The following is a 12,994-nucleotide window of genomic DNA, read 5'->3' as shown; positions in this document are numbered from 1 at the left end:
TTCGGCCGGCGGAACCGACCGGATTCAGTCGACGACGTCCACGACCTCGCCCGCGATCATCCGCGCGAGCACGACCCGGGGCACGTCGGCGCGCTCGTGAACGACGCGAGCGATCTCCCGCGCGGTCTCCCCGTCTGCGTCGTCGTCGACCGCGTTTATCATGGGAATCGGTGTCGCCTCCGGCGGCACGTCCTTCAGTCCGCCCGCCTCGTGAGCGAGCACGCGCCCGACCAGTTCGGGGGTGATCTCGTCGCCGACCTCGGCGTCGGTGATCGCGGCCACGCGCTCGGGCCGGTGGACCGCCTCCGCGGTCAGCGGCTCGCCGACCGCCCCGACGCTCGCCACCGGAATCACGCGGTCCGCGCCCGATGGGACCTGCGGCTCGCGCTCGTTCGGCGCCTTGAGCAGTCGCGTCCGGGCGCCGTCCGCCTTCACGAGCACCGGACCGTCGTGAGCGACCGCGATCTCGTCGACGACGGCGGGGTCGTACCCCCGGTAGCGGTCGTCTCGCTCGCGCTCCGGTACGAGGCCGAGCGGGAACGCAGTCCCTTCGGTCGCCGCAGCCTCGACCGCGCCGACCGGGTCGTCGCTCACGCGGACCTCGGCGACCTCGCGGTCGAAGATCGGGATCCGAACCGTCGCCGTGAGCACCGCCCGGTCGAGCCGGTCGGCGAGCGCGTAGAGGGTGGTCTTCTTCCCGCCGGCGCCGACGAGACAGGTCGTTCCCGCGGCCGCGTCGAGCGCGTCGACGACGTCGTCCATACTCGCCCAATCGGGCGCCCGGGGCGAAAACGCGTCGGTCGCGGCGGTCGGACCGTCCGCGGCGGCGGACCGTCCGCGGCGGCGTGTGGTTTAATCCCGTGCGGGCGCGACGGTGGTCACGATGAGCGTCCCCGACCGGATCCTCCGCGTCGACCTCTCCGCCGGCCGGGTGCGCAGCGAGCGCGTCCCGGCGGCGTGGCGCGAGCGGTACGTGGGAGGAAAGGGGCTCGGCGCGCGCTACCTCTACGAGACGGATCCCGGCGTCGACCCGGAGGCGCCGGCGAACCGGCTCGCGTTCCTCGTCGGCCCGCTGACGAGCCACCTCCCCGGCGAGCCGCGCTACGCCGCCGTCACGAAGTCGCCGCTCACCGGTGCGTTTCTCGACTCCTACGGCGGCGGGTCGTTCGCGAGCCGGCTGGCGGGGTCGCTCGGGGACCACCTCGGTGTCGTGATCGAGGGCGCCGCGGCCGAGCCGGTGGCGCTCTCGATCGGCGGCGGCGAGGCGACGATCGAGCCCGCGGGCGACATCGAGGGGCTCGACGCGGCCGAGACCGACGCAGCGTTTCCCGACGCCGCGGTCGCCTGTATCGGCCCCGCGGGCGAGGCCGGGGTGCGCTACGCGACGATCGCCTCCGACGGCGGCGACCACCACGCCGGCCGGGGCGGCGCGGGCGCCGTGATGGGATCGAAGCGTCTGAAGGCGGTCGTCGCCCGCGACCCGCCGCCCGAGACGCCGCCGGCGCTCCGCGACCTCCGCGACCGCGACGCGGAGCGGTTCGCCGACAGCGACGCGGGCCGGTGGCTCGCCGCGGGCGACACCCTCGAGACGGTCTCGTTCGCGGACGAGACCGGCGTGCTCCCGACGCGGGGCTGGCAGGCGCGGCGGTTCGAGGGGGCCGACGGCCTCGGCGTCGAGCGCGCGAGCGAGCGCGCCGCGGGCCGCGAGCGCCCGGACGAAGCGGTCCCCGGCGGGTTCCGGATCCCCGCGGGCGACGGGGAGCGATCGGGCGCTGACGGCGGCTCCGACCCCGCGGAGACCGTCCCTCGCGGCGGCACTCCGATCGCCCTCGGCTCGGGGCTCGGGATCGACGACTTCGACGCCGCCGCGGCGCTCGGGGGCGTCTGCGACCGGCTGGGGGTCGACGTGATCTCCGCGGGCAACGCGGTCGCGTGGGCGGTCCGCGCGAGCGATGCGGGCCTGATCGACGCCGCCGACCACGGCGTCGAGGGGGATCTCGCGTTCGGCGACGAGGCGGCGGCGCGGGCGCTGATCGAGGAGATCGCGTCGCGGGGGACGCCGCTCGGCGACGCGCTCGCCGACGGTGTCGAGGCCGCGGCCGAGCGGTTCGGCGGCGCGGACCTCGTCCCGACGGTGAAGGGGATGGAGCTGGCGTCGTACGACCCGCGGGGCGCCGCGACGATGGCGCTCGCGTTCGCGACGAGCGACCGCGGCGGGTGCCACCGGCGCGCCCGCCCGGTCGAGACCGAGGCGGTGGCGGATCCGGGATGGAGCCCGGCCGAGCGCGCCGCGACCGTCGCCGACGAGCAGGACCGCCGCGCCGCATTGTGGTGTCTCGTCGCCGACGACTTCCTCGCGGACGCCTTCGGTCCCGAGGTCGCCGCCGAGTGGTTCGCGGCGCTCGGCGACGAGCGCGACCCCGAGGACCTCAGACTCCTCGGCGAGCGCGTGTGGACGCTCGCGCGGCTGTTCAACCTCCGGGAGGGGTTCACCAGGGATGACGACGCGCTCCCCGAGGCGCTGACGAGGGACACCGAAGGCGGGCCGGGACGCGAGCGCGACGGTGATTCGGACACCGAACGCGACGGGCTCGATCCCGAGGCGTTCGAGCGGCTGCTCGACCGGTACTACGCGTACCGAGACTGGGACCGCGAGGGCCGGCCGACGGCTCGGCTGCTCGACCGGCTCGGGCTGGCCGACCTGCCGGACGCGGCGACGCCGGTCGGCTCGGCCGAGCGCGTGCCGGATCCCGACGGCGACCGTTAAAAAGACGGTTAAAAGCGCTTTTCGCCGACTACGGCGCGGCCTGCTTCGTCGAAACCAGCTCGATCACGTCGCGGTGGTCGAGCTCGTGGCCGGTCCCGACCTGGCGCCCGCTCCGGCAGTCGGTGCCGTGGAGGAGCCCCTCCCCGATGTCCGAGTGGATGTGGAACGCGAAGTCCTCGGTCGTCGACCCCTCGGGGAGGAGGAAGCAGTCCCGGAAGACACCCTTCTCGTCTTTGCTCCCGTTCGCGGTGCCGGGGAAGACCGCGATGCACCCGAGCACGTCGAAGACGGCCGCCTCCAGCGCGCCCTGGACCCCGGTCCCGTCGTAGTCGGCGACGAACTCGCCGATCCGGTCGAGGCCGGCCGCCTGCTCGCCGGAGACGTCGCCGACGACGTCGAACGCGCTGTCGCCGGGCGTGTAGTCGACGACGCCGGACTCGTTCGCGTTCTTGAGGGCCTTCTCGGCGTGAGCGCTCGCGGGGACGAAAGAGAGGTGATCGTAGTCGGGGTCGGTCGTGATCTCTTTCCAATTCGCCTGCGCTTCGGGCGTGTCCATCTTGTTCGCGGCGACGACCATCGGCTTCGTGCGCTTGCGGATCTCGCGGGCGAGCGACGCCTCGTCGGCGTCGTCCCACGTCTCGGGGTCGAGTTCGAGCCCCTCCGCGAGGATGACGCGTTTCATCCGGTCCTTGTCGATGCCGAACGCCGACATCTGCTCGGCGAGTTCCCTCTCGATGGCGGCCTCGGAGCCGTGGTAGCGCGTCTCGAACTTCTCGAGCCCTTTCCGGAGCACGTCGAGGTACCACTCGTCGAGCTCCTCCTCGAGGAAGTCGATGTCTTCGCGCGGGTCGTGGCCCTCGGTAGCCTCGCCTTCGATGTCCGTCTTCCCCGAGAAGTCGACGACGTGGATCAGCACGTCGGTCTCGTTCAGGTCGGTGAGGAACTGGTTGCCGAGCCCGCGCCCCTCGTGGGCGCCCGGGACGAGCCCGGCGACGTCAACGAGCTTCACGGGGACGTACCGGGTCCCCTCTCGGCAGACGCCGACGTTCGGCGTGCAGCTCTCGTCGAACTCGGGGGCGGCGCAGTCGACGCGGACGTACGCCTCGCCGACGGTCGGGTCGATCGTGGTGAACGGGTACGCGCCCTCGGGCACGTCGTTCATCGTCGCGGCGTTGAAAAACGTCGACTTCCCCACGGAGGGCTTGCCGACGAGGCCGATCCGATAGCTCATTACCATCAGTGCGCGACCCGCGGTGAAAAGCGATGCGAGACGCGCCGTGGCGTGCGTACGGGTGACGAGGGCCCGGTTCGGCTCAGGCGTCGCCGTCGGACTGGCCCGGCTCGCCGACCGCCTCGATCGGCAGGACGTTCTGGAGCGCGGCGAAGGCGTCCTCGGGGCTCTCGAACCGCTCCTGTTCGATCTCGGCGAGCAGCTCGCCAAGGTCGGCGTCGCCGTCGGCGAACAGCACGGTGGTCCCCGCGCACGACTCGGCGAGGTCGCTCCGGGCCGCCGGGAAGGAGTGATCTTGGAACTCGTCTTGGACGTGCGAGAGATGTACTTCGGATGGCATAGTGGTATATCGTCGTCCGGGAGCTTAAACGCGTGCCATGGTCCAGCGACGGGCCGGCGAGGAGCCGAACCGCCGCAAAGAACCGGCAAAGCCTGCAAAGAGTTATGCGATCGCAGGTTCATGCTATATGTGAACAGATGTCACTTTACGACCGGATCCTGGTCCCGACCGACGGCTCGGCCGAGGGGGAGCGCGCGGTCGCGCACGCGTTGGACCTCGCCGCGGTCCACGGCGCCGCCGTCCACGCGATCCACGTGGTCGACGCGGCGAGGTACGCGGGCATGCCGATGGAGGCGTCGTGGGAGGGGGTCGGCGACCTCCTCCGAGGCGACGCCGACGAGGCCGTGGACGCGGTCGAGGAGCTGTCCGACGGGACCGGCGTCGACGTGGAGACGGCGGTCGTCGAGGGGTCGCCCAGCCGCGAGATCATCCGGTACGCCGAGGGCAACGGCTGCGACCTCGTCGTGATGGGGACCCACGGCCGCGGCGGGATCGATCGGCTCCTGCTCGGGAGCGTGGCCGAGAAGGTCGTACGCGGGTCCGCCGTCCCGGTCCTAACGGTCCGGATCGACGGCGACGTGCCGGCGGAGCCGAGCGTCGCGGAGGCCGCCGGCGAGGACGCGACCGCGAGCGACGGGCCGACCGACGGGCCGACCGACGACGCCGAGTCGGAGGCGACCGGCCGGACGTGAGGTAGACGGAGCGCGTCGGTCCCGGCGTCCCGCCGCGGTCAGCCGTCGGCGTCGCGGAGGTGCTCGCAGTCCCCGGCGTGGACGCGCTGCGTCCCGTCGTCGGTGTCGATCACGAGCGCGCCCGGCGACTCCACGTCGACCGCGGTCCCCTCGACGGCCCCCGTCGGAGTCTCCACCCGGACGCGCCGCCCGAGCGTGCTCGCCCGGTCGCGCCACGCCGCGAGGATCCGGTCGGAGCGGTCCGCGGTCTCCGCGAGCGCCGCGAACCGTTCGAGCAGCGTCGCCGCGAAGCGCCGCCGGTCGACGTCGCCGCCGGCCTCGGCGCGCAGCGAGGTCGCGTCGGCGGGGAGCACCTCGGGGTCGAGATTCGCGTTGACGCCGACACCGACGACGAGCCACGACACTCGGTCCGCCTCGCCCTCCATCTCGGTGAGGACCCCGGCGAGCTTGCGACCGCCGCGTCCGGGGCGCTCGACCGCGTCCCCGTCCCCTTTCTCGGTTCCCTCGTCGCCCCCGACGAGCACGTCGTTCGGCCACTTGATGTGCGCGTCGACGCTGACGTCGCTGCAGGCGTCGACCGTCGCGACCGCCGCGGCGAGGGTGAAAAGCGGCGCGCGTGCGGGCGGGACCGTCGGCCGCGTGACGAGCGAGAGCCAGACGCCGCCGCTCGGGGCGACCCACTCGCGGTCCAGCCGCCCCCGACCGCCGGTCTGCTCGTCGGCGACGACGGCGACGTCGGCGGCGCCCTCGCTCGCCAGCTCGCGGGCGCGGTCGTTCGTCGACGGGAGGCTGTCGTGGTACTCGACCGAGTACGGCGCGTCGATCCCGAACTCGATCCCGGCCGCGCAGTATGCGGGGTCCGTGGGGGCGACGTAGCCCTCCGGCGTCGACTCGACGGCGAACCCCTCCCCGCGGAGCGTTTCGACCGCCTTCCACACCGCCGCCCGCGAGACGCCGAGCTCCGCGGCGAGCGCCGGTCCCGAGACCGGGGCGTCTGCCAGGGCGTCGAGCAGCGCGCGACGCGTGTCCATGTCGACGCGGTCGGCGCGGCCGTGGAAAGCCGTTCCGGGTCGCCCGCGCGACGCGCCCGTTGTCGCGTGCGAGGGGTCCCGTGTCGCCCGCGAGGGACCCGCTCACCTATGGGTCCACGGGCGTAATCCCAGATATCGCATGACCGAGGCCGACGCCGAGAGCGTTCCCCTGATCGTCGTCGACGGCGACGAGCGCACCGAGCTGGCGGTCGAGCCGGGACGGAACCTGCGGCACGCCCTGCTCGACGCCGACCTGTCGCCGTACGCGGCCGCAACGCGGCGACTGAACTGCGGCGGGCGCGGACTGTGTGCCACTTGCGGCGTCCGGATCCGCGAGGGGCCGCCGCCGGACCACTGGCACGACCGCCTCGCGGCGCGGTTCGGCTACCCGCGGCTCTCCTGTCAGGTGACCGTCGACGGGCCGATGACGGTCGAACTCGTCGACAAGCGCGTGTGGGGGCCACGGGAGCGCGACGGGAACGACTGACGCGCGAGGATGGCCGGGCCCCGCGTCGCGGTCGCTCGGCCCGGAGACACCTCGTTTCCGGTGAAAACGGCGGGGAGTTCGATGCCGTCGCGCGGCGCGCGAGGCGGCGAGGCGATCCGCCCGTGTGCACAAGACACAAGGCCTCACGGGCGAACGCTCCGGTATGCAACCCTCCAAGGAGGAAGAGGCGTCCGACGGCGATCCGATGGACGACCTCGACGACCTCCTCGACGACGACCTCGCCGGGGGAGGGGAGCCCTCGGCGTCGGACCGCGGCGGGGCGGACGCCGCGACGGGCGGGTCGTCCGGACAGGCGGTCGACGCGGGCGACGACGGCGGCCGGGTCGGAATGAGCGGCCGCTGGTTCTCCGGGAGGGCGTTCGCGCTCTCGCTCGCCGCCGTCGCCGCCGGCGTCTTCCTCGGCGGCGCGATCCCCCTCATCGGTGGAACGGTCGGCTCGGCCGGGGGCGTGTTCCTCGCGGCGTTCCTGATCGGGCTGGCGCTGTCCGCCCGTCGGTACGTCGAGACGGGGGTCGCCGGCGCCGCGGCGGGAGCGCTCGTCGCCGTGACGAACGTCCTGAACGTCGGCTTCCTCCCGATCGGCGTCGACTACCTCCAGCAGTGGGGGCTCTCCCTGCTCGCGATCGGGGGCGGGCTCGGGCTCGTCGTCGCGCTGCTCGGCCACTACCTCGGCCGCGACCTCCGCGCTGGCCTGACCGCGGACGTCGAGGGCTGAGGGGTCCGATCGCCGGAAATTCCGACGACTCGGTGCGGACGGTCCTTACTTTCGCCCGGTCAGCGCGGGCCAGTGATACGCGTCGAATCCGACGTACGCGGCGATCGCCCGGCGTTCGAGCGCGAGGAAGCCGGCGAGGATCGCGACGAACCCGACGATCGCCTCCGCCCCGATCAGGCTGCCGAACAGGACCCAGCTCCCGACCGCGGCGACCACGGGCTCGGCGTACCCGACGAGGTGGAGCTGCGCGGGACCGACCGCGTCGAGCAGCGCGAAGTAGATCAGGAAGGCGACGACGCCCGACAGCAGCGTGAGGTACGCGAGCGAGACGATAGCGGTTCGGTTCCACTCGATCGCTGCCGGCGACTCGCCGAACGCGGCGGCGCCGACGAAGAGGAGCCCGGCGCCGAGCACCATCGCCCACCCCTGGAGGGCGGCGATCGGGAGGTCGGTCCGGAGCGGTCGGAGCAGCACCGCGCCGAGCGAGAAGGCGACGGCGCCGGCGAACGCGAGCCCGACGCCGAGCAGGGTGGAGCCGCCGACCCCGGCCGCCGTCGGGTCGGCGATCACGACCACGCCGAGGACCCCGAGCGCGAACCCGCCGATCTCGACGGGACCGAGCCGCTCGCTCGGGAGGAGCAGGGCGGCGAACACCGCGGTCAACACCGGCGCGAGGCTAACGACCACCGCGGTGACCGCCCCGGAGATGTAGAGCTCGCCGACGTACAACAGCCCGTGGTAGGCGGCGATCACGAACGTCGCCGCGACGGCGACGCCGAGCCACTCGTCGCGGCCGCTGGGGACCGTCCGGCCGGACGTGACCGCGGCGACCCCAAGCACGATCGCCCCGGCGATCGCGTACCGGACGCCGGCGAACAACAGCGGCGGGAAGTAGTGTAACCCGGCCTCGATGGCGACGAACGAGGTGCCCCACAGGGTCGCGAGGAGGACGAACGCGGCGACGATAGATTCCGAAGTGGAGAGGAGGTTCCGTAGCTTCATTGAGTGTCAGTTCGAAGTTCCTCGTGATGTTTAAACTATTCTCCTATATCCATCGATATTCAGAATGAACAATCACGCATACGAACTGAGTGCAATTCGGTCCCGAAACGAGGTCCGTTGTTGAACTCGACTACAAGTGTATCGGTCGGAATATACAACAATCCCTCACGCGAAGGGGCCGTATGGACGAGCGCGACGTGCGGCTGTTGAAGGCCATCTCGGACCTCGGCACGGGGAGTCCCGAGCGGCTCCACGAGGAGACGGGGATTCCGGTGTCGACGATCCACTACCGGCTGAACAACCTCCGCGAGGACGGCGTGATCGAGAACGACCTGTACGACCTCGACCACGAGGCGCTCGGGCTCGGCGTCACGGTGATCGTCGAGGTGCTCGCGAGCTACGAGGGGCCGTACGAGGAGTTCGCCGACGAGCTGCTCGCCGTCGAGGGCGTCACGGAGGCGTTCTTCACGATGGGCGAGACCGACTTCGTCGTGCTCGCGCGGCTCTCGTCGTCGGACACCGTCGAGCGACTCATCAGCGACTTCGAGGCGATCCCCGAGGTCGAGCGCACGAACTCGACGTTCACCATCGCGACCCTCCGGGACGAGCCGCGCGCGCCGGCGACGTACGACCTCGACACGCTGATCGCGGAGCTGACGGACTGAGGAGAAGGCGATCTCACCGCGTTGGCGACGACATTTTGAAGGAGAACTGGGAGTTGCGACGATTACAGATAATGGATGTGCGGTGGCGCGCGCCTCCGAGCGGCCGCAGGGCGCGAGGAGCGTCGTGCGAGGGACGCGGCGACCGAAGGGAGCCGCGAGGCTGGGGAGGCGTGAGGCTGCGGTCCCGCGAGCAGCGCGAGCGGGAGCACGGAAGACGCAGCGCCGAGCGAAGCGAGGCGACCGTCTTCCGGCGGTACTTTGCGGGGGGGACTCAAAGGGGCAGTCGCGAGGGCGAAGCCCGGCGACGGTAGCACCGCAGCGAGCACCGCGAGCGAGGAGCGTGGTTCGAGAGAGCAAAGCTCTCACGTCATCACGAGACGCCGAAGGCGTCTCGAACGACACCGAGCCGCGCGAGTCCTCGCGACTGGGGCTTTCGAAGAGTCACCGTCGATCCGGCGTCAACTACGTATCTCCGAGCGGCTGGGGCTTTCGAAATGGTTACTGCAACACCAGTAGCGATAGCTTAAAAACGACCGTCGCACCACACGTCAATGTCTACGACCGCTTGCCGATCTCCTCGCGGAGCACGTCGGAGACGACCTCGCCGTCGGCCTTCCCGCGGAGCGCGCCCATGGCCTCGCCCATCAGTCCCGAGAAGGCGCCCATCCCCTCGGCCTCGATCTGGTCGGCGTTGCGCTCGACGACGTCGACGACCGCATCGCGCACCTCGGCCTCGCTCACTCCGGAGAGCCCGGCCTCCTCGACCGCTTCTTCGGCCGTGAGGTCGGGATCCTCCGCGAGCGTCGTCAGCACCTCCGGCACGCCTTCCTTCGCGAGGTCACCGTCCTCGACGAGTGCGAACAGGTCGAGGAAGTGGTCGTCGGTCAGGTTCTCGACGGGCGCCCCCTCGCGGCGGATCTCCGTCGTCGTCGACTCCAGCGTCGACGCGGCGAAGGTGGGGTCGACGCCGCGCTCGACCGCGGCCTCGAACAGCGGGAAGCGACGCCCGAACGCGACCTGCTCGGCGAGCCCGCGGTCGAGCCCGAACGCCTCGACGTAACGGTCGGTCTTCTCGTCCAAGAGCTCGGGCCGGTCCACGTCGGACGGGTCCGGCTCGACCGGCGGCACGTCCGTCTCGGGGTACATCCGCGCGGCGCCGGGGAGCGGGCGGAGGTACCGCGTGGTCCCGTCCTCGTTGGCGCCGCGGGTCTCCTCGGGGACCCCCTCGATCGCGGCGGCGGCGCGGTCGGCGGCGGCCTCGATCGCGAGGTCGGCCGTCTCCGGGTCGGCGGCGACGATGGCGACCGCGTCCTCGGGGTCGGCGCCGACCGCCTCGCGGAGGGCGTCGACCTCCTCGTCCGTGACGCCGTACGCCGGCAGCTCGTCGGTGTGGAAGATGCCTCCCGCGCCGTGTCGCTTGGCGTGGTCCGAGAGCTCGGTGCCGAGCCGGCGGTCGGGCTGGAGCTCCCGGCCGACGAGGCCGTCGAAGCCGAACAGGGGGACCGCCGTCACCTTCCCGCCCGCGTCGAGCGCGCTTCGGATGACCCCGGAGTCGGTGTCGGCGAAGACGTCGGTGACGTCCGAGACGTCGCCGACGCTCGCGTCGCGCTCGCGGAGCTCGTCGCGGATCGCGAGCAGCTCCGCCTGGCGACCGACCTCGCCGCGGACGATGTCCTCGATCCCCTGCAGGTCCTGGACGCCTTTCACCTCGACGCGGGCGCCCTCGGCGATGGAGACGTTGACGTCCTGGCGGATCGTGCCGAGCCCGCGCTTGACCGCACCGGTCGACCGGAGCAGCATGCCGATGCGCTCGGCGGCCTCGCGGGCGCCCTCGGGGCTCCGGATGTCCGGCCCGGTCCCGATCTCGACGAGGGGGACACCCAGCCTGTCGAGCGAGTAGACGACGCCGTCGTCAGTCTCCTCGACGCGCTTGGCCGACTCCTCCTCCAGCATGAGGTCGACGACGGACACGCGTCCCTCGCTCGTCTCGATCTCTCCCTCCTGGCCGAGCAGGATCGAGCGCTGGAAGCCGGAGGTGTTCGAGCCGTCGATGACGAGCTTCCGCATCACGTGCGCCTGGTCGACGACCGAGACGTCGAGCAGATCCCCGATCTGCAGCGCGACGGAGAGTGCCTCGTCGTCGACGCGGCGCGGCGGCTCGTCGTCCTCCTCCACGAGGCAGGTGGTGTCGTACGCGAGGTAGGTGAACTCGCGGTCGACGCGGCTCTCCTCCATCGCGGCGTCGTCGAGCTCGCCGAGCTCGCTCTTCGTCGGGTGGAGCCGGCGGGTGATCTCCCGCTCGGCGTCGGCGGGGTCGCGCTCGGTCGTCGGAGAGTCGCAGAACAGCTTCGTCTCCGTGTCGAGCTGCTGGTGGATCTCCAGCCCGGCGACGAGCCCCAGCTCCTCGTGGTCGTACTCGGGGGTCGCGTCCTCGCTCATTACGCGTACCTCCGGCAGGCCGGGACTAAAAGGGTGGCAGTTCGTCGGGGAGGCGTCGACCGCGGGAGCGAGCCTGGAGTCGGCCTGTCGCGAAACGAAGCCGTCGCTCGAATCGTAGCGGTCGGTAGGAATTGTGCGTGGGTGCTGTCGTAGAGACAACACCGTGCATCGTGTGGCGGGTGTACCGCCGAGCGATGCGTGGGACCGGATTTGAACCGGCGGACCTCTACAGGACAGCGCCCTCAACGCTGCGCCGTTGGCCTGGCTTGGCTACCCACGCTCGCGGTGTTCTGTCGCGTTCTCACGTACCCTTCCCCCAATTAAAAGCCCTTCCATTCGGCAGTGCCGTGTCGGAGAGTGACACCGGTCGGCGGGGTCGAACGCATCGCCGGTCGAGCGCGTCGGTCGGACGCGCCGGAACCGGCACGCGTTTGGGGGAGGCGACCCTCGAATCCGCCATGTCCGAGTGGGCCCGCGAGAACGTCTCGCTTCTGACCGCGCTCAGCTCCGTCGCCGCGCTCGCCGTGGTGTTCGGCGCCGTCGGCGGCGCGATCCCGAGCGCACTCCTCCCGCGTGCGAGCGACGCCGTCCTCGCCGCCATCCCGCACTTCAACGCCGCCGTCTCGGCGACGGCCATCGTCACCATCGTGCTCGGCTGGCGGGCCATCGCGCGCGGCGACGTGCACCGACACCGCGCGTTCATGCTGACGTCGTTCGGCCTGTTCACGGCCTTCCTCGGCGCCTACCTCTACCGGCTGATCCACGTCGGCACGACCGAGTTCCCCGGCCCCGAGGCCGTCTACACCTACCTCTACCTCCCGTTCCTCGCGATTCACATCCTGCTCGCGATCCTCTGTATCCCGTTCGTTTTCCACGCGCTCCTGCTCGCCGCGACCCGACCGTACGAGGAGCTGTACCACACGCGACACGCGCAGGTCGGCCTCGTCGCCGCCGTCCTCTGGCTGGTCTCCTTCGCGATGGGGATCGGCGTGTACGTCATGTTGTACCACGCGTTCTGAGGCGGCCGCCGAGGCTTGAAGCCGCCACGGTCCGTACGGATCGGCGTGCTGTTCGCGACCCATCTCCTCGCCGCCGTCGGCATCGGGTGGTTCACGGGCCACTCGCGAGTCCGGCGGCGTTTCGCCGGCGTTGCGATGCCGACGCTCTCGACCGCACCGCCACTCTCGGTCCGGTGGCTCGTCGCCGGCGCCGCGATCCCGGACGTGGTCGACAAGCCGCTCGGCGTGCTCGGCCTCTTTGACGTGTACCAGTCTATCGGGCACTCCGCGCTGCTCGCACCGCTCGCCGTCGCCCTGGCCGCGAGGCATCGACGCGGGCTCGCGGTCGCGGTCGGCTGGGGGTCGCACCTCGCGCTCGACGCGCTCCACGTGGTCGTGAACGGGCGGGCGGGCGACGCGCTGTTCCTCGCGTGGCCGGTCCTCCCGCGGTCCGACCCGCTCGCGATCCCGCCGGGCGAGTTCGCGCTCTATTATATCGGGACCTCCGCCTTCTTCCTCGAAGCGGCGCTGTGGCTGTCGGCCGTCCTCCTCCTGTTGCGGTCGCGGGTCGCCGCCGGCGCGGATCGGAAAAACGGTCAGTGAGAC

At 71.7% G+C, this 12,994-nt stretch carries 13 protein-coding genes and 1 tRNA gene; 7 read left to right on the top strand and 7 right to left on the bottom strand.

Features of this window, described 5'->3' with window-relative positions; genetic code table 11:
- Positions 1-24 precede the first annotated feature (24 nt).
- Positions 25-762, bottom strand: a complete 738-nt coding sequence (gene yqeC, locus FGM06_RS07820) for a selenium cofactor biosynthesis protein YqeC (RefSeq protein WP_144798603.1) — start codon at positions 760-762, stop codon at positions 25-27.
- Between the two features lie 121 nt (positions 763-883).
- Here yqeC and FGM06_RS07815 point away from each other — a divergent pair, with 121 nt between their 5' ends.
- The gene (locus FGM06_RS07815; RefSeq protein WP_144798602.1) at positions 884-2,767 is read left to right on the top strand and encodes an aldehyde ferredoxin oxidoreductase family protein; all 1,884 of its coding nucleotides are present in this window, start codon (positions 884-886) and stop codon (positions 2,765-2,767) included.
- A gap of 28 nt (positions 2,768-2,795) precedes the next feature.
- On the opposite strand, the gene FGM06_RS07810 is transcribed toward FGM06_RS07815, so the two are convergent.
- Together FGM06_RS07810 and FGM06_RS07805 are read right to left on the bottom strand one after the other, a co-directional pair.
- Positions 2,796-3,998 carry a redox-regulated ATPase YchF gene (locus tag FGM06_RS07810; protein ID WP_144798601.1) on the bottom strand — a complete coding sequence of 401 codons (1,203 nt, stop codon included), beginning with the start codon at positions 3,996-3,998 and terminating at the stop codon, positions 2,796-2,798.
- Between the two features lie 82 nt (positions 3,999-4,080).
- Complete coding sequence (locus FGM06_RS07805; protein WP_144798600.1) at positions 4,081-4,338, bottom strand: DUF5789 family protein; 258 nt, start codon at positions 4,336-4,338, stop codon at positions 4,081-4,083.
- 137 nt (positions 4,339-4,475) lie between these two features.
- Here FGM06_RS07805 and FGM06_RS07800 point away from each other — a divergent pair, with 137 nt between their 5' ends.
- Entirely contained in the window at positions 4,476-5,030 is a 555-nt protein-coding gene (locus tag FGM06_RS07800; RefSeq protein ID WP_144798599.1) for a universal stress protein, read from the top strand.
- A gap of 38 nt (positions 5,031-5,068) precedes the next feature.
- Here the strand turns inward: FGM06_RS07800 and FGM06_RS07795 are convergent, their stop codons facing one another.
- Entirely contained in the window at positions 5,069-6,061 is a 993-nt protein-coding gene (locus FGM06_RS07795) for a biotin--[acetyl-CoA-carboxylase] ligase (protein ID WP_144798598.1), read from the bottom strand.
- Positions 6,062-6,200: 139 nt separating this feature from the next.
- On the opposite strand from FGM06_RS07795, the gene FGM06_RS07790 reads away from it, so the two are divergent.
- Both FGM06_RS07790 and FGM06_RS07785 read left to right on the top strand, forming a co-directional pair.
- Positions 6,201-6,548, top strand: a complete 348-nt coding sequence (locus FGM06_RS07790) for a 2Fe-2S iron-sulfur cluster-binding protein (protein ID WP_144798597.1) — start codon at positions 6,201-6,203, stop codon at positions 6,546-6,548.
- 163 nt (positions 6,549-6,711) lie between these two features.
- Positions 6,712-7,284 carry a hypothetical protein gene (locus tag FGM06_RS07785; RefSeq protein ID WP_144798596.1) on the top strand — a complete coding sequence of 191 codons (573 nt, stop codon included), beginning with the start codon at positions 6,712-6,714 and terminating at the stop codon, positions 7,282-7,284.
- A 45-nt stretch (positions 7,285-7,329) separates the two neighbouring features.
- On the opposite strand, the gene FGM06_RS07780 is transcribed toward FGM06_RS07785, so the two are convergent.
- Positions 7,330-8,286: a DMT family transporter gene (locus FGM06_RS07780; RefSeq protein WP_144798595.1), complete on the bottom strand. Its 957-nt coding sequence runs from the start codon at positions 8,284-8,286 to the stop codon at positions 7,330-7,332.
- A gap of 182 nt (positions 8,287-8,468) precedes the next feature.
- Between FGM06_RS07780 and FGM06_RS07775 the strand changes: the two genes are divergently transcribed.
- Positions 8,469-8,951, top strand: coding sequence for an Lrp/AsnC family transcriptional regulator (locus FGM06_RS07775; RefSeq protein WP_144798594.1), 483 nt, complete (start codon positions 8,469-8,471; stop codon positions 8,949-8,951).
- 555 nt (positions 8,952-9,506) lie between these two features.
- On the opposite strand, the gene gatE is transcribed toward FGM06_RS07775, so the two are convergent.
- Together gatE and FGM06_RS07765 are read right to left on the bottom strand one after the other, a co-directional pair.
- Positions 9,507-11,390 (bottom strand): Glu-tRNA(Gln) amidotransferase subunit GatE, encoded by a 1,884-nt coding sequence (gene gatE / locus FGM06_RS07770; protein WP_144798593.1) that lies wholly within the window; start codon positions 11,388-11,390, stop codon positions 9,507-9,509.
- A 195-nt stretch (positions 11,391-11,585) separates the two neighbouring features.
- Positions 11,586-11,670: transfer RNA gene (locus tag FGM06_RS07765), tRNA-Leu, on the bottom strand.
- 178 nt (positions 11,671-11,848) lie between these two features.
- Here FGM06_RS07765 and FGM06_RS07760 point away from each other — a divergent pair.
- Both FGM06_RS07760 and FGM06_RS07755 read left to right on the top strand, forming a co-directional pair.
- A complete protein-coding gene (locus FGM06_RS07760) occupies positions 11,849-12,409 on the top strand; it encodes a DUF420 domain-containing protein (RefSeq protein WP_144798592.1) in 561 nt (186 codons plus the stop codon).
- Positions 12,410-12,454: 45 nt separating this feature from the next.
- Positions 12,455-12,991 carry a metal-dependent hydrolase gene (locus FGM06_RS07755; RefSeq protein WP_186310988.1) on the top strand — a complete coding sequence of 179 codons (537 nt, stop codon included), beginning with the start codon at positions 12,455-12,457 and terminating at the stop codon, positions 12,989-12,991.
- Positions 12,992-12,994: the final 3 nt, after the last annotated feature.

The sequence above is a fragment of the Halorubrum depositum genome, from assembly GCF_007671725.1.
Classification (GTDB): Archaea; Halobacteriota; Halobacteria; order Halobacteriales; family Haloferacaceae; genus Halorubrum; species Halorubrum depositum.
Note: the sequence above shows the minus strand (reverse complement) of the source record. Positions and strands in the feature narration are given on the sequence as shown.